Annotated in this window: 11 protein-coding genes and 1 pseudogene; 9 read left to right on the plus strand and 3 right to left on the minus strand. The window is 59.1% G+C overall.

The window, feature by feature from the left end; all coding sequences use genetic code 11:
• Window positions 1–94 precede the first annotated feature (94 nt).
• A complete protein-coding gene (locus HZ99_RS03880) occupies window positions 95–2,074 on the minus strand; it encodes a hypothetical protein (protein ID WP_038441487.1) in 1,980 nt (659 codons plus the stop codon).
• A gap of 255 nt (window positions 2,075–2,329) precedes the next feature.
• Between HZ99_RS03880 and HZ99_RS03885 the strand changes: the two are divergent.
• The 7 genes and pseudogenes from HZ99_RS03885 to HZ99_RS03915 all read left to right on the plus strand — a co-directional run.
• Window positions 2,330–3,366: pseudogene (locus tag HZ99_RS03885) on the plus strand (LacI family DNA-binding transcriptional regulator); the annotation flags it as partial.
• A gap of 91 nt (window positions 3,367–3,457) precedes the next feature.
• Window positions 3,458–4,240 (plus strand): sugar phosphate isomerase/epimerase family protein, encoded by a 783-nt coding sequence (locus HZ99_RS03890; RefSeq protein ID WP_038441488.1) that lies wholly within the window; start codon window positions 3,458–3,460, stop codon window positions 4,238–4,240.
• Window positions 4,233–5,177 carry a sugar kinase gene (locus tag HZ99_RS03895; protein ID WP_038441489.1) on the plus strand — a complete coding sequence of 315 codons (945 nt, stop codon included), beginning with the start codon at window positions 4,233–4,235 and terminating at the stop codon, window positions 5,175–5,177. Before HZ99_RS03890 ends, HZ99_RS03895 begins: the two co-directional genes overlap by 8 nt.
• A 56-nt stretch (window positions 5,178–5,233) precedes the next feature.
• Window positions 5,234–6,532 (plus strand): MFS transporter, encoded by a 1,299-nt coding sequence (locus tag HZ99_RS03900; protein ID WP_038441490.1) that lies wholly within the window; start codon window positions 5,234–5,236, stop codon window positions 6,530–6,532.
• Window positions 6,532–7,509 (plus strand): 2-hydroxyacid dehydrogenase, encoded by a 978-nt coding sequence (locus HZ99_RS03905; RefSeq protein ID WP_038441491.1) that lies wholly within the window; start codon window positions 6,532–6,534, stop codon window positions 7,507–7,509. The genes HZ99_RS03900 and HZ99_RS03905 overlap by 1 nt, the downstream gene beginning before the upstream one ends.
• A gap of 256 nt (window positions 7,510–7,765) precedes the next feature.
• Entirely contained in the window at window positions 7,766–9,193 is a 1,428-nt protein-coding gene (locus HZ99_RS03910; RefSeq protein ID WP_038447849.1) for a nucleobase:cation symporter-2 family protein, read from the plus strand.
• Window positions 9,194–9,201: 8 nt separating this feature from the next.
• A complete protein-coding gene (locus HZ99_RS03915) occupies window positions 9,202–9,660 on the plus strand; it encodes an LEA type 2 family protein (RefSeq protein ID WP_038441492.1) in 459 nt (152 codons plus the stop codon).
• A 127-nt stretch (window positions 9,661–9,787) separates the two neighbouring features.
• Here HZ99_RS03915 and HZ99_RS03920 read toward each other — a convergent pair whose 3' ends face one another.
• Entirely contained in the window at window positions 9,788–10,039 is a 252-nt protein-coding gene (locus HZ99_RS03920) for a hypothetical protein (protein ID WP_038441493.1), read from the minus strand.
• Between the two features lie 166 nt (window positions 10,040–10,205).
• On the opposite strand from HZ99_RS03920, the gene HZ99_RS03925 reads away from it, so the two are divergent.
• Window positions 10,206–10,526 (plus strand): DUF883 family protein, encoded by a 321-nt coding sequence (locus tag HZ99_RS03925; protein WP_032861155.1) that lies wholly within the window; start codon window positions 10,206–10,208, stop codon window positions 10,524–10,526.
• 39 nt (window positions 10,527–10,565) lie between these two features.
• Here the strand turns inward: HZ99_RS03925 and HZ99_RS03930 are convergent, their stop codons facing one another.
• Window positions 10,566–11,597, minus strand: coding sequence for an Ldh family oxidoreductase (locus HZ99_RS03930; RefSeq protein WP_038441494.1), 1,032 nt, complete (start codon window positions 11,595–11,597; stop codon window positions 10,566–10,568).
• 183 nt (window positions 11,598–11,780) lie between these two features.
• On the opposite strand from HZ99_RS03930, the gene HZ99_RS03935 reads away from it, so the two are divergent.
• Complete coding sequence (locus HZ99_RS03935) at window positions 11,781–16,859, plus strand: DUF6543 domain-containing protein (protein WP_038441495.1); 5,079 nt, start codon at window positions 11,781–11,783, stop codon at window positions 16,857–16,859.
• Window positions 16,860–16,867: the final 8 nt, after the last annotated feature.

The raw sequence follows: 16,867 nt of genomic DNA on the forward strand, positions 1-16,867 counted from the left end.
TGCAACATTGCAAACAGGCTTGCCCAGCGGGCTGCAGGATTGACCACGCACTTTAAAAACAACTACAACATTACGAACAAACCAGTATTAAACCCTAGCTATGTTTGTGTCCGATAATGGTTGCCACACCGTCGCCTGAACACTGAATGATATCGCCTAACTTACAATACTGGCCTGACCCTGCGGACAGTAAATCAACACGAATCCGTCTAGGCAGCGACTCACCTATAAGGCTCCCGCCACGCCTCACCTGATACCAGGCCCGAGCCGAGCCGAAGTCACGCATCGGCACGACTTTTTCCTCATAGGGTGCGACACTGAAGTGCAATCCATTCATTAAATCCGCGGTAGTACTGAACGTTTTGGTGTCGTCATACCGCGACTCTTCAATAACCGGCGGCTCCCAGTTATTAGCCAGGAAGCCCTCCCAAAAAAACGTTACAACATCATTAAGTTCAAAACGATCATCTGGCGCCAAGAACCACTCTATACCCAAGAATATTTCGGGTTTTGAACAGCAGCCCAAGTAACCAGCAGGACCAACTAACGTATGATTTATAAGCGGGGCCTGGAATGCAATCAATGCGCCCGTATTCACATCTACCAGCGCATTATCCGATTGTTGATCGTTCACTCCGTTACTGGTGGTGTAGTACACCGGCAAAGCTGAATTAATAACGCCCGCCATGACCGCCCAGGGAATAACCGTAGAAAACACCAGCTGCCCTTCTACATCCCCAAACTGCACAGTGTAAGTGGCAACCGGCCCGATACCATTCCAGTAAAACCGCAGAATTTCCCCCGGCACGGGGTTCTCATAAAGCAGTACGCGGGCACGGGCGCCGGCGGGGTTGTCAGCATGGTTGACTACGTTCTGGGTGTTGGAAACAAGCCCCCAGACTTGCGGTACGGGCAAATCCGGATTGAACAGTGCCGGTGCATTTGCGTGGTCCTGTCCAGCGACCGTGAAGTTCACATTCACCAGAATATTGAACGAAGTAAATGGCGGCAGGCCACCGCGAATAATCTCATAGCGTACCGGTACCGCTTCGGGCACCAGCGGATCAGTCAGCGGACCGCGCATTACGTTCCACGGCACCTCGACATCGGTGGGGAAACCGTTGACTGGGTGCCTGGCAGTAGGGCGGCCTTTCCAATACACGACGACCTCATCTCCCGCAGCCCAGTCGGTATAGAACCCTATCCGAACAAATACGCCGGCCCTGGCGTCTTCGCGATTGATCAGCAAATCGTCGTAGCGTGGCGGCACGATTTGCGGGCGGGGCAGCGGCCCCGGCAACGCGGTCAGCGCCAGCTGAAACAACAGGCCGGCACTGCGGTCGCTGAAGTTGCCCGCCTTATCAAAAATCCTGAAAAAAATGTAAGCGTCACCATTGCTTAGCCTGCGAAACGCCGCCGCATCCAGGTTGGCAATCAACGGATCAGTGCTGGACACCAGCTCATAAATACCGTCTTCACCCGTAACCGGTGGGTTGGCTAAATTGGACAGGTAGAAATAAATCCGGTCACCATCATTGCGGCCTATGTAGGGCGGAACGTGAAACGGCACTTGCGGATTACTGGTCAAGTACGCCTCGTCAACTGCCGGTGCAGGGGGCACGACAAACGCCAACTGGTCGTCGGGGTTTAGTAACCGCGGCGCATCCATGTCGACCGTCAGTGTTCTTTGGGGGTCGAGTATGCTGATCCCGCCAAATGAATCCGTGACGGTGTAATACAGCTCGACAGGGCCGGACTGTGCCCGCAGCACAAGCAATGGGATGAACAAGGTGTGCATGGCCGGCAGCGGTGGTGGCGGCGAGTGAATAGTCATCGAGTCGCTGTAAACCACAACGCCTGCGCGCGCCCAGAAAAGCGTAAGAATATGGGGGGTATCCAACGGCTCGGGCGGCGGTGCCCACATGGGAATTTGCACTTCCAACGGCGCGAGCATCAATGCTGCGGGAATCAGCCCATTCGGATCCAAAGGGTCCACACCTGGAATGATGACCGGAAAAAGAGACAGCACACCTTGCTCTGCTCGGGTGACTACAGCTTGAGTGGTGCCGGACATGGCGATTACCTCAAGGATGAAACAAGAATGTGCCAGTACCTGATGGGTTGGCTGTGTTGAAAATTTAACTCCTGATTTCCATTGTCCGTAACTGTCAAAACTAACAGTTGTCGTATTCCACTCGTCGGATTCTATCGTTCTCAATCCTATGGCCCTTCAGAAAAACTCTTGACGACACGTCGAACATGGCGTCCACTGAAACCGGTTTCAAAGCAATTCATTAATTGTCTACTCCAAAATAAGAAAGGCCCTGCCGTGACTTCATTCTCCGCCGCCCAACGCAGCCGCGTGACCATGCTTGATGTGGCCGAGCGCGCTGGCGTATCCAAGGCCAGCGTGTCGCGCTTTATCGGCGATGACCGCGCCCTGCTTTCCGATGCCATCGCCCTGCGTATCGAACAGGCCATCGATGCATTGGGCTATCGCCCCAACCAGATGGCCCGAGGCCTGAAGCGCGGGCGCACCCGCCTGATCGGCATGCTGGTGGCCGATATCCGCAACCCGTATTCGATTGCCGTGATGCATGGCGTGGAAACCGCCTGCCGCCAACACGGCTACAACCTGGTGGTCTGCAACACCGACCGCGATGATGAGCAGGAACGCCAGCATCTGGCAGCGCTACGCGCCTACAACATCGAAGGCCTGATCGTGAACACCCTGGGCCATCACCTCGAACAACTGTTGGAGCTGCAGCGGGAAATGCCCCTGGTGCTGGTAGACCGCAAAGTCGACGCGCTGCACAGCGACCTGGTGGGCCTGGATAATCCACTGGCCGTGCGCATGGCGTTGGAGCACCTGGAGCAACAGGGCTACCGGGACATCCTGCTGGTCAGCGAAGTGGCCGATGGCACCAGCTCCCGGGTTGAGCGTCTGCACAGTTTCCAGTCCCAGGTCAGCCTCCGTAAGGATCTGCGTGGCGCCATACAGGAAACGGGCCCCGACCTGCACACCCGCTTGCAGGCTTTTCTTGCCCAAGACGGCGCGGGGCCAAAAGCCTTGTTTTGCGCCAACGGCATCGCCGCACTGGCGTGTACCAAGGCCCTGCGTGAGTTGGGTTGCCGGCTGTTCGAGGACATCGGGCTGATTGCCCTGGATGACCTGGACTGGTACCCGTTGGTAGGCAGTGGCATCACCGCCCTGGCCCAACCCACACAAGCGATAGGCACGAGTGCCTTTGATTGCCTGCTCAAGCGTTTGCGCGGCGATACCTCGCCGACCCGCTCTCTGGATTTTGCCCCGCAACTGCTCATCCGAGGCTCGACCCAACCGCTGTAGGAGCCGGCTTGCCGGCGATGAGGCCCTCGTGCCTTGCGCCGCCCGGGTGGCCGCTCCCGCAGGCTATTTTATACCTACAAATGAAACCGGTTTCAGAGACCCCTAACAATGCACAACTACCCTGTCTCCATCAGCCTTTCCAGCTACGGTGCCGACCTGGTTCGCCAGCGTGGCCAATTGAGTTTCGTCGAGCTGCTGGCCGCTGCCGGCGCTACACGCATTGAATGGCGTGAAGAACTGCTTACCACCGAGTCGCCCACTGAACTGGCCCAGGCAGCCGCAAACCAGGGCCTTGAATGTGTGTTTTCTTCGCCCCTGGAGTTGTGGGTCGCCGGGCGTGCGCAAGCCAACTGCGAACTGGCCGCCACCCTCGACCGGGCCCAGGCGTTCGGTGCGCGCTGGCTGAAGGTCTCCCTCGGTTACTTCACCGACACCAACGACCTGCACAGCCTGGGCGCCTTGCTCAGCCGCCATCCGGTGCGCCTGCTGGTGGAAAACGACCAGACGCTGCACGGTGGACGCATCGAGCCAATGCAGCGTTTCTTCAATGAGGTCGAACGCCTGGCGGTGCCGGTGAAAATGACCTTCGATATCGGCAACTGGCACTGGCAGGACCAATCCGCCCACACCGCTGCACGCCTGCTGGGCCGGCATGTCGATTACCTGCATTGCAAGGCCGTGGCCCGGCGCCCCGACGGCAAGCTGGTGGCCCTGCCGCCCGGCGCCGCCGACCTGCACCAGTGGGAGCAATTGCTGGGCCTGATGCCCCTAGGGATCAACCGCGCGGTGGAGTTCCCACTGCAAGGCGCAGACCTGCTGGAGGTGACCGCCACGCAGGTCGCCGCCCTCGCCCGCCTGGGCCAACCGCGTGTGGAGAATGCCCATGTCTGAGATCGATATCCTCTCGTTTGGCGAAACCATGGCGATGTTCGTCGCCGAACAAACCGGCGACCTGGCCCAGGTCGGTCAGTTTCAAAAACGCATCGCCGGCGCCGACAGCAACGTGGCAATTGGCCTGTCGCGCCTGGGCTTCAACGTGGCCTGGTTGAGCCGGGTCGGCAATGATTCACTGGGGCGCTTTGTGGTCGACACCCTGGAGCGCGAAGGCCTGGATTGCCGGCATGTGGCGGTGGACCCCGCGCACTCCACCGGCTTTCAGCTCAAGTCCCGGGAAGACACCGGCGACGATCCGAAGGTCGAGTACTTCCGCCGTGGTTCTGCAGCCAGCCATTTGTCCAGCGCGGTGATCACGCCTGAGCTGCTGCGAGCACGCCACTTGCACGCCACCGGCATTCCACCGGCGCTGTCACCGGCAACCGCCGAGTTGTCGCGCCAGTTGATGAGCGATATGCGCGCGGCAGGCCGCAGCGTGTCGTTCGACCCGAACCTGCGCCCGTCGCTCTGGAGCAGCGAGCAAACGATGATCCGCGATATCAACGCCTTGGCCTGCCTGGCGCATTGGGTGTTGCCGGGTTTGAGCGAAGGGCGCCTGCTGACCGGCTTCGACGACCCGGCAGATATCGCCGCGTTCTACCTGGACCAGGGGGTGGAAGCGGTGGCCATCAAGCTCGGCCCCCACGGTGCCTATTACCGCAGCCATCTGGACCAGGGCTTTGTCGCCGCCGTACCGGTGGCCAAGGTGGTGGATACAGTCGGCGCCGGCGATGGGTTTGCCGTAGGCCTGATCAGCGCCCTGCTGGAAAACCTCAGCCTGACCCAGGCGGTGCAGCGCGCCAACTGGATCGGCAGCCGCGCCGTACAGAGCCGCGGCGATATGGAAGGCCTGCCGCTGCGCGCCGACCTGCCCGCCTGGCAAAAAGCCGGCTGATCCAAGACCAACCCGTTACCTGTTGCCACAACTACAACAAGCTCAGGAGCAACCCCATGAACAACCTGAAACTCGCCACCCGCCGTTGGTGGTACATCATGCCCATTGTGTTTATCACCTACAGCCTGGCCTATCTGGACCGTGCCAACTACGGCTTCGCCGCTGCCTCCGGGATGGCCGAAGACCTGATGATTACCCCGGGCATGTCTTCGCTGCTTGGCGCGCTGTTCTTCCTTGGCTACTTTTTCTTCCAGGTGCCGGGGGCGATCTACGCCCAAAGGCGTAGCGTGAAGAAGCTGATTTTTGTCAGCCTGATCCTCTGGGGCGGCCTGGCCACGTTGACCGGCGTGGTGTCCAACGCCTACATGCTGATTGCCATCCGCTTCATGCTCGGGGTGGTCGAGGCCGCCGTGATGCCGGCGATGCTGGTGTACTTGTGCCACTGGTTCACCCGTGCCGAACGCTCGCGGGCCAATACCTTCCTGATCCTCGGTAACCCGGTGACCATGCTGTGGATGTCGGTGGTGTCCGGCTACCTGGTGCAGCATTACAGCTGGCGCTGGATGTTTATCATCGAGGGCCTGCCCGCCGTGTTCTGGGCCTTTATCTGGTGGCGCCTGGCCGATGAACGGCCAGCCGATGCCAAGTGGTTGAGTGCCGGCGAGAAACACGACCTGGAAACCGCCCTGGCTGCCGAACAGGTTGGGCTCAAGGCGGTGAAAAACTATGCCGAGGCCTTTCGCTCGCCCAAGGTGATCATCCTCGCGCTGCAGTTTTTTTGCTGGAGCATTGGCGTGTACGGCTTCGTTTTGTGGCTACCGTCGATCCTCAAGGCCGGCCTGCAGATGGACATGGTCGAAGCCGGCTGGCTGTCGGCACTGCCTTACCTGGCGGCGGTGCTCGGCATGCTCGTCGTGTCCTGGGGCTCGGACAAGCTGCAAAAACGCAAACGTTTTGTGTGGCCACCGCTGCTGATCGCCTCCGTGGCCTTTTACGGCTCCTATTTGCTGGGCGCCGAACATTTCTGGTGGTCGTACACCCTGCTGGTGATTGCCGGGGCGTGCATGTATGCGCCCTATGGGCCGTTTTTTGCCATCGTCCCGGAAATCCTCCCGGCCAATGTCGCCGGCGGTGCCATGGCGATGATCAACAGCATGGGTGCCCTGGGCTCGTTTGGCGGCTCGTATCTGGTGGGTTATCTCAACAGCAGCACCGGTTCGCCCGGCGCGTCCTACCTGCTGATGAGTGGCGCGTTGCTGCTATCGGTGGTGCTGACGATTTTTCTCAAGACCGCTGCCCGTGAGCCATCCCCAACCGCACCGTTGCAGTCCCTGGATTTGAAGGTAAGAGCCTGATGAAAAAGCATGTCGTCCTGTACAAAAAACTTTCCGCACCGCTGATGGCCCGCCTGCATGAGGCGGCCGAGGTGACATTGATTGAAACCCTCGACCCAGCCGGCCTGGCGCAGTTGCGTGAGGCCTTGCCCAGGGCCCACGGTTTGCTGGGAGCCAGCCTGCGCCTGGATGCGCAACTGCTGGACTTGGCCCCTCGCCTGGAAGCAGTCGCCAGCGTTTCGGTGGGCGTCGATAACTACGACATCGACTACCTGACCCAGCGCGGGATTTTGCTCAGCAACACCCCCGATGTGCTCACCGAAACCACCGCCGACACCGGCTTCGCCCTGATCCTGGCCACCGCCCGGCGGGTGGTGGAGCTGGCAAATATGGTGCGCGCCGGCAACTGGAACCAGAACATCGGCCCATTGCATTTTGGCAGCGATGTGCATGGCAAGACCCTGGGCATCATCGGCATGGGGCGCATTGGTGAGGCACTGGCGCAGCGGGGGCATTTTGGCTTCGGCATGCCGGTGATCTACCACAGCCATAAGCCCAAGCCCGCGGTGGAACAACGTTTCGGCGCGCAATATCGCAGCTTGCCGCAGCTGTTGCAGCAAGCCGATTTTGTCTGCCTCACGTTACCGTTGACCGCCGAGACCCAGGGGTTGATCGGCACCCAAGAGTTCGCACAGATGGGCCCGGAGACGATTTTCATCAATATCTCCCGGGGCAAGGTGGTGGACGAACCGGCCCTGATCGAGGCCCTGCAACAGCGCACGATCCGCGCCGCAGGGCTGGATGTGTTCGAGCGTGAGCCGTTGAACCATGATTCGCCGTTGCTGCGTTTGAACAATGTGGTGGCGACGCCGCATATCGGCTCGGCCACCCATGAGACCCGTGAAGCGATGGCGCGGTGCGCGGTGGATAATCTGCTGGCGGCGTTGGCGGGTGAGCGGCCGAAAAACCTGGTCAACCCCACTGCCCGTCGTGATTGAACCACCGCCATCGCAGGCAAGCCCACTCCCACAGAGGATTTCACCGGGCACAAAATCCTGACCCCTCCATCGAATGTAGGAGCTGGCTTGCCTGCGATGGCGGTGGTTCAACCACAGAAGGCAGGTGCATGGGCCGATAAACGACATCCGTCGGGTTGAGTTTTTTTGCGGGAGTTGGAGAAATATATCTTCACACTTTTGACAGCGGGTGCTTTCTGGCATCCTGCGCCTCCATTTTCTGACCCGAGCACGTATCTTGTCTGACGCTCAAGCCCCTCGCCCCCGTTATAAATCGGACCTGATCTATGGTCTGGAAGACCGTCCGCACTTCACGGCTGCGATTTTTGCTGCCCTGCAGCATGTGCTCGCCAGCTTTGTCGGGATCATTACCCCGACCCTGATCGTCGGTGGCGTGCTGGGGCTGGAGAGCGAAGTGCCCTACCTGGTCAGCATGGCGCTGTTCGTTTCCGGCCTGGGTACCTTTGTCCAGGCGCGGCGCTTCGGCCCGGTGGGCTCGGGCTTGCTGTGCCTGCAAGGCACCAGTTTTTCGTTTATCAGCGTGATCCTCAGTGCCGGCTTCATGGTCAAGGCCCGGGGCGGCGGTACCGATGAAATTCTCTCGACGATCTTTGGGATCTGCTTTTTTGCCGCGTTTATCGAAGTGGTGCTCAGCCAGTTCATCGGCAAATTGCGCAAGCTGATTACCCCGGTGGTGACCGGCACCATCATCACCTTGATGGGGCTGTCGCTGATCAAGGTCGCCGTCACCGACATGGCCGGCGGCTACGGCGCAGCCGACTTGGGCGCAGCCAGCAATATGGGCCTGGCAGCCCTGGTACTGCTGACCATCGTGGTCCTCAACCGCTTCAATAATCCGTTCCTGCGGTTGGGCTCGATTGTCATCGGCCTGACCTTGGGTTTTGTCGTGGCTTGGTGGCTGGGCCGTGTCGACCTGGCGGCATTGCCCCAAGTGCCACTGGTCAGCGTACCGGTGCCGTTCAAGTACGGTTTTTCGTTTGATTGGGTGGCGTTTATCCCGGTGGCGGTGATCTTCCTGATTTCCCCCTTGGAAGCGGCCGGTGATCTGACCGCCAACTCGATGATTTCCCAACAGCCTGTCAAGGGCCCACTCTACATCAAGCGCATCAAGTCCGGCCTGCTGGCTGACGGCCTGAACTCGGTGATGGCGGCCACCTTCAACAGCCTGCCGATGGTGACGTTCGCCCAGAACAACGGGGTGATCCAGTTGACCGGCGTGGCCAGCCGCTATGTGGCGTATTTCATCGCCGGCCTGTTGGTGTTGCTTGGCCTGTTCCCGATGATTGGCGCGGTGCTGCAACTGATGCCCAAGCCAGTGTTGGGTGGCGCGACCCTGATCATGTTCGGCACGGTGGCGGTAGCCGGGATCAAGATCCTCGCCGAGGCCGGGCTGCATCGGCGCAATGTGCTGATCGTGGCCATTTCCCTTGGCATGGGCCTGGGCGTGGCGGCAGTGCCAGAGGTGCTGCGCGAACTGCCCAAGGCCTTGCACAACATCTTTGAATCACCGATTACTGTCGGTGCGTTCTGTGCGATTGTGCTGAACATTTTCCTGCCTGAAGAGTTCATAGAACTGCACGAAGATGAATTTGATCCGGAAGCCTCTACCCTCAAAGTGATGCAGGACCCGGAACCCAATAAATAGGAGCCCTTATGCGCAGACTGATCGGCCTGACCCTGTCGTTGATATTGCTCAGCCTGAGCGCCTGCGCCCTGTTCCCCAACCGCGACCCGCTGCATATCAATGTGGTGGGGATCGAACCGTTGCAAAGCCAGGACCTGGAAGTGCGCTTTGCAGTCAAGCTGCGGGTGCAGAACCCCAACGAAACGGCGATCGACTACAACGGCGTGGCCCTGGACCTGGAGGTCAATGGCCGGCCGCTGGCTGCCGGGGTCAGTGATCAGCAGGGCTCCATACCGCGCTTTTCCGAGACCGTTCTGACCGTCCCGGTTAGTGTTTCAGCGTTTTCGGTGTTGCGTCAGACTCTCGGCCTGAGCCAGACCCAGAGCTTGAACAACCTGCCCTATGTACTGCGCGGCAAGTTGGCCGGCGGGTTGTTTGGCACCATGCGCTTTGTCGATCGCGGGACACTGGACCTGCCAACACCGTGACCTGGTAGATGGCATGGACCTACCCGCGAAGAGTGGCTGAAACACTACCTGTAGGAGCCGGCTTGCCAGCGATGACGATCATCGTTTCGCAACAAGGGGACTGACACACCGCCATCGCCGGTGGCTCCTACTTGGCGGCCATCAGGCGGTTGACTTCACTGCGTACCATGTTGGCAAACTCCGGCGGCGACATGCCGTCCAGCTCGGAGCGGACCCATTCGGCCCATTTGCCCTTGCGCTTTGCGCGCTCGCCAAACAGCCGTGCGCCCTCGCCCTTGGCCTTGCCCAGGTTGCTTTGCCACAAGTCATACAGGCGGGACTTTTCATCTTCAAGCGCCGCGCGCTCGGCAAGGGGCTTGTTGGCCAGATTGAAGCTCATGTGGAATTACCTGCTGTACAAATAGGTGACATCTTACACTGTAGGTTGAAAGGTCCGAATTCGGATTTTTCGTTGAGCCAATGGCATGGGGAAAAAAAACTGCAACTTTTGCCGCGTTTGAAGACTCCATTGTTCACTGTCCACTTACCCCGCAAGGAGCTACTCAATGGCCCGTAAAACCGCCGCCCAAGCTGTCGAAGAGCAAATCAAGGACCAGGCGTTCAGCGAACTCCAGGCCCTGATCGAAGAGTCGGACAAGCTGCTCAAAAGCAGCGCGTCACTGGTGGGAGAAGAAGGTGAAACCCTGCGCGAGCAGGTCGCTATCAAGCTCAAGCAAGCCCTGGATTCGGTGTCCAGCGTGCGTGAGCGCAGCAAGCCGGTGGTGGATGCCACCGAAACCTACATCGGTGGCCACCCTTGGCAGACCGTTGCCATTTCAGCCGGCTTTGGCCTGGTGGTTGGCCTGCTGCTGGGCCGTCGCCACTGATCGATGCTGCGGCCGGTGCGTGTCGCTGCGCGTCGGCCGTCAACCCTGCGCCAAGCTGCGCAACCGGGCCAGTTCATCACCTTCGATCATGATCCCTTCAAGCTGTGCCTTGGCCCGCGTGCGATGGCGCCGATCACCCGGCAAGCGTCGCAACCCTACCGCATGCATCTGACGCACCAGTTCCTGGCTACGCAGGGCAAAGTCTTGCCCGGCGGTTTTGCTGGGGTCGATCACGATCAGTAACTGGCCTGTCCAGGGAGTCTTGGCACCCGGGTGGTTTGACCAGTCGAATTCAAACGAGAAATTCCCTCCGGTCAGTGCGCCAGCCAGCAACTCGACCATCATCGACAATGCCGAGCCCTTGTGCCCGCCAAATGGCAACAATGCGCCCCCTTCGAGGATCGCCTTTGGGTCCTGGGTCGGCTGGCCCAGACTGTCGACGCCTGTACCCGGCGGAACACGCTCCCCCTTGCGGGCCGCAATCTGCACGTCGCCATGGGCGATGGCGCTGGTCGCCAGGTCAAACACGATCGGAGGCCCGTCTGCACGTGGCGCAGCAAACGCGATGGGGTTGGTGCCGAACAGGGGGCGATCAGCGCCGTGAGGCACCACGCAGGTCATGCTATTGACCATGCTCAAGGCCACCAAGCCCTCTTCGGCAAACGGTTCGACATCCGGCCACAAGGCGGCAAAGTGATGAGAATTGCGGATAGCCAGTACGGCGATGCCAGCACTGCGGGCCTTTTCCACCAATAACGGGCGAGCGGCGGCCAGGGCCGGCTGGGCGAAGCCATTGGCGGCGTCCACGCGCACAAAACCCGAGGCCACATCCTCGACGACCGGTACCGCCTGGCCATTGACCCAGCCGCTACCCAGGGTCGAGACATAGCCGGGTATGCGAAATACCCCGTGGCTGTGTGCCCCGTCCTGCTCGGCACGGGCACAGTTGTCGGCCAGTACGCTGGCCACATCAGGCGAGGCGCCGTGACGAATGAAAATGGCCTTGAGCAGCGCTACAAGTTGCGCGAAGGCCATTGAAGTGCTCACAGCGGTAATGGGCGTGGCTGACATCTGAGGCTCCAGAATTGTTATTGGATGGGGCAACAGCCTGCTGGACTCGGCCCGCTGATTAACAACGTGCAACAAGTGAGCTGTCAACCACAGACCAGGCTTTAACCTCATTTATTTAATGCCTGCCGGGTGCCGGCAGCTCCTAGGCTCGGTGCTTCTTACAACCGGCACCGAGTCTTTGCGATGGACGACCTGCAACTTCCCTATTTTTTCCCCGAGGCCTTGAGAATGGCCAAGCAGTTGAGTGATCGAGAGCGTCAACGCGATATGACCGAACATGATCGAGACTTCTTTCGCAACCTGTTCTTTGCCAACGCCGCAGGACGCAAGGCACAGTGGCCGCCGATGATCGCCGAACGCCTATTGATCAACCGTCCGGGTAAAGCGTCGATTGAGCTGGCCGGAGCATTTGTGATGGGTTCCGAGGGAAGCTACACCTCGGTTTTTTTCTACGGACCGGAAACCGGGCTGGAGAAATTCAGTGATTACCCACAGATGATGGAAGAGCTGGAAAACCGACTGCGGGCCCCCCAGAAACGTATTGATCTACTGCATTTCCTGTCCATTGACCAACGAACCGATTTTGCTTTTCCGACGGGGTCATCCCTGACTCGACAATTGATCGAGGGCAATGTGTTCGACGAACAAGAAGCCTGCATTGAGCGTTACCAACAGTTGAATGTGCAGGCCATGCTCGATGAGCTGGGCAAACTGCCGTTGATAGAAACACTGTTGGAACAACTGTTGGCCAGCACCTTGCGCAAGGCCTTCCCGAATGTGGATCAACGTACGACCCATGTATTTTTCTACGCGCTGGCTACCTCCCCTGCGGATCAGGACAGATGGGTGGATGCGCTTAACCTGCGTGATGCACTGCTGTTGTTCTACCGTCAACAGTCCTGGCCGGTCGGCCAGCGCCGGGAGTTTATGCACCCTCAAGTGGTAGCCACTCAAGACGCCAATACCCAATGGGAAGATGGCCTGAAACAAGCGGCGCGCCAGTTGCATCTGTTCCTGCACAACGCACTGGAGACCTACTGGAATTCCGACGTGCCTGCCGGGATGTCGAGGCGTGCGTACTTTGCCCAGGCGATGAGCGATAAATCCAGGGTCGATTTGCTGTTCAAGCGCCAGCAAGATGTGATCTCGGCCCAAGAGCGTCAACAATTGGGTGCTCTTTACCTGCCTGCCGACCAGCGAGCCGCGACGCACATCGAAAAGGTCCGCCTATGGGAGTACTACGCCCATTACATAGAGCTGGCCGGTACGCTGGTCATTACCAATACCCATGCCTATCTGTATACCCAATCCAAGGGGTTATACGTCCTCAAGGACTACGAAGACTTACAGGCAACGCTCAAGGCCATGGCCAGGACGAGCAGCCATGAAGATGACTTCTTCGGCTTCCTGGCACTGGAAGAACGTGCTCGGTTTATCGGCTTTGAAGATCCACAGTTCAGTTCGGCCCCTATTGATGGGCTGGTCTTCAGCACCTTGTTTGAAGACATCATCGGCAAGCAGCGGCAAAACCTCGATTTCTGCCTGGATATTTACCGGCGCAATCTGGGAACCATCGATGCCTATGCCATGCTTGACCATGGCCTGGATATCCGCACCCTGTTCGACCATCGGTTGTTGGCGCTAAATCCCGAGGGGCGCTGGAGTACTCATCCAGCGCCACCGTCGGTGCCCGCTGAGAAGGCGCGCCAGGCAATCCGCCAACTTTACAGCGTGGCGAAGGCAATGGATGCTTTGCTGACGCGAGTTCCCACCCTCAATACAGTCATCGCCGACCAATTGCGAGTGACGTTCAACCTCTCGGACCAGCAGGCGCTCGATCCCGCCGACCTCTATGTCAATCACTACACTGGCAATGCCGACACTCAAGAGCGGCGTGCGCCCCTGTCTAGCCTGAGCCTGCTGAGCCACTGCGTTGCCCGAATGATTGGAGAGGCACAAACCATCCCTGATACGCGCGAGCACGGTGTGTACGGGCCACGAGTCAGCGGCCTGGCGACCAAAAGAGCGGACATTCCCATTGCCCGGCTCAATGAAATGGTGACGCATCTGTTGCTTGGCCTGAGCCGCAAGACAATTGCACAGCTGCCCCGCGATGGCCTGGAGGCATTGTTGTCCACACTGGCGCACAGGCTGTCCGTCGGTGTTCTAGCGGAGGCTCGCCTCAGAGTGCTAGACAAAACCCTCGACGGTCGTGACTTCGAAATTCTGCAAGCCGTCTTGAACACGGACAACACCGCCCATGAACAGCCTAATACCTTGAAGGGATTCACGCCGGATGCGTTCAGCCTGTCGGTGTTTGTGCCAGGCGAAAACACACTGTTGCGTTTGGCCAACTGTTTTGTGCTCACCGAACGTGGCGGCCTTGATCAGTATCACTCCGGGCACGCGGTGTTGTGGACGCCAGCGGGAGGTGTGGAAGCCTTCGAGTCGATCAAGTACCTGCGCGAAGCATTGGCCCATCGGCTACGTGACCACTCCCGGCGCCAGGGCCTGCTGGAAAACCTGGGGGCTGCCGAGCGTCTGCCCCATCGACGCTATGATCTGGGGCCGCTCCAGCTAATGAGGGGGGCCGTCCTGTTTAAGTGCCAGCAGTCGTGGATCGATCATTACATTGCTCAACGCCAACATACCCTGGAGTTCAAGGCCAATGCACAGTCATTGGTCCAGGCACTCGGACAGGAACGCAGCCAGATACCGACCAATAACCTACAGCGCGCTATCGATATCGCGCGGTTGACTGAACTCAGGCACTCGCTATCCGACCCGCTGGGCGCCGCGCCTGCCAGGGAGCAGCGACGCCAGGCCGAAATGCTTGAGCAATATCGTATCAACACCTTGCATGGCCGGGATTACCTGCATGAACTTCGGCCTTTGCGCCAGCATGTGGAGGATGTTCTCAACGACATGCTCGCCGATTACTCGTTGTTTGCCACTGAGGTGACGATTGTGCCGAGGCTGGCCTTGGCCGGGCAACGCCAGAGCCTGCTGGATTTCGCCATGGCCCCCTCCAGCCTGCAAAGCGCTGGGTTTGATGTGTTCTCTGCGGCATCCCGCCTGACGGAAACGGTGGTGCGTCAGATGTTGACCCAGTCGAAGATCCGCGATGACTATCACGCTTATCTGACTGAGCACCTGTCTGCCGGCAAGCCCGGTGTCGAACAGCGCCGCAAAGACTTCAGCCAGCAATTGCCCTGGCAACTGCTACAACACGCTCACACATTCAAGCTTCAAGAACGCCTGTCGGACCGTGGCTTCGACATGATCCAACAGGTTTTCGACATGCCGGACGCGATTGCCCGCGCCTGCGTTGCTGGAGCAACCGCCCAAATCCGGCCCCTTGAACTGATTGCCACGGCAGGTGCGACGGTTGCTCCAGCCCTCGGGCTCTACCTCATCAGCGCAGGACGCGAGGGGCCCCAGGTGTTGTATGCCCCGTATCACTCGGCATTAAGCTTTACCGAGTTCGAAAACGAAGCGCAGTTCCTGGAGGCTCTTAACCAGCCGGGGTCCCTGCAGGACTGCGTGCTCAAGCGGTTGAACGCGCCTCAGGATGCGACTTACCGCAACCTGCTGGCCAGCACCGTGGGCAAATCGTCAGAAATCAGCCTGGGGTTCACTCCGATCCGGGGCAACCTGTACAGCCAGCTGTTTGACGATAATCTGGCGCTGCTGCTCAAGTGGCTTGGTGCTCAAGTGGTCCGTGGGGCAGAGGCTGAATGGGAAACCGTCAAGCAGGTGTTCAGCGGCGCCGTCAGCCGCGTGCTGGGGTTTCTGCCTGGCAAACTGGCATTGCCCTGGATGATCTGGCAAAGCATTTCACTGTTCACAGAGTCCGCACAAGCGTTGCACGACCACCATTGGCAAACGGCATTGCTGACATTTATCGAAGGGGTTGCTCAAATGGCCGCAATGGGCCGGGTATTGCAACAAGCCGAGTCTTTAGCCGTCGCCCCCGCACAGCAAACACAGCCGCAACCTTCCTCACACTGGACGAATCTGGACATCACCGCACCGCAGCGCACCCTGATCTCGTCCAGCGAAGTGAGCCATGTAGCGCTGGTGGACATGAGCAAAAATGAATTCAATGGTACTTACCAGCATAAGGGGGCGTCCTACATTCCGCTGGCCGGCAAGGTGTACAAGGCCCAACCTCTCGGGGAGTTCTGGCGCATTTCGACGGAGCAGCACAACGGCCCATTCATCCATCGCAACGCCTTGGGACAATGGGAAATCGACACACGAGAACACATCTCACGCTTCGGCCAAGCCTATGGCCGCCTGCAAGATCGCTCGCAAAGCAGGGCTTCAGCCCGCACATCAATGAACATCGAGGCAATAGGGATGAGGGCGATTCGCGCGCTGTATCCCGAGCGTGCCAGGATGATCGTGGAGGCGATGGACCTGGCGACATTTTATGTGCAGAACTGCAAGGTAAACCTCGCCTTGCTGGAGCCCGGAATAGCACCGGTGACGCGCATCCATCGTTTCATCAATGAGTTCTTTGGCATTGACATCGACCCGTTTCGTGGCCCTCAAGAGCTAGACCCGCTCCTGGTGCAGAAACTGCATCGCATTGTCGACCTGGTCCTTGGGGGGTTGTTGGACCCCACGCTGTACTCGCTGGATTCGCAACGTTTCGTCGCAGGCATCCATAGGACAGACCCACAAAACAACTGGGCTTTCACCATTGATAGGGACCCGGATCGACGGATCTACCTGACAGATAACTTTTTCATGCCGCCATTGAGCGACTATGACAACCTTCTGCCGGACTACTTTGATCGGGCTGCCCATGCACGGGCGACACTCCTGATTCACGAGATGAGCCATTTGGTTGCGTTGACAGCCGATGTAGCCTACCTGGACTCCGTGATGCCGTTTTCCGATTTGATCGAGACCCTGACCCAGGACGGGCGCGATTTATTGAACTACCAACAAAACCGCCAGGCCACGGGTTACTCACGTAGAACCCCCATCGGCCAATTGTTCAAGCTCCCGAACGTGGGGGGCACCCAGTGGTCCGACTATGGAGCAACCTCGGAAACCGAGTACATCAGGGATCAGATACTTCACACCACCGGGGGCGTGGACTTGAGCAATGCAAGGGGGATTTTCATGACCAACCTGGCCAGGCGAGTCGACACCATGCTCGATAATGCCGACTCGGTGGCGTTGCTGATCACCAACCTGGGGCGTCAGTTGGACGCGGTGCCCTCCAGTCGAAGGGAATCCTTGAACTGATCCTGTAG

Source organism: Pseudomonas fluorescens (genome assembly GCF_000730425.1).
GTDB classification, from domain to species: domain Bacteria; phylum Pseudomonadota; class Gammaproteobacteria; order Pseudomonadales; family Pseudomonadaceae; genus Aquipseudomonas; species Aquipseudomonas fluorescens_X.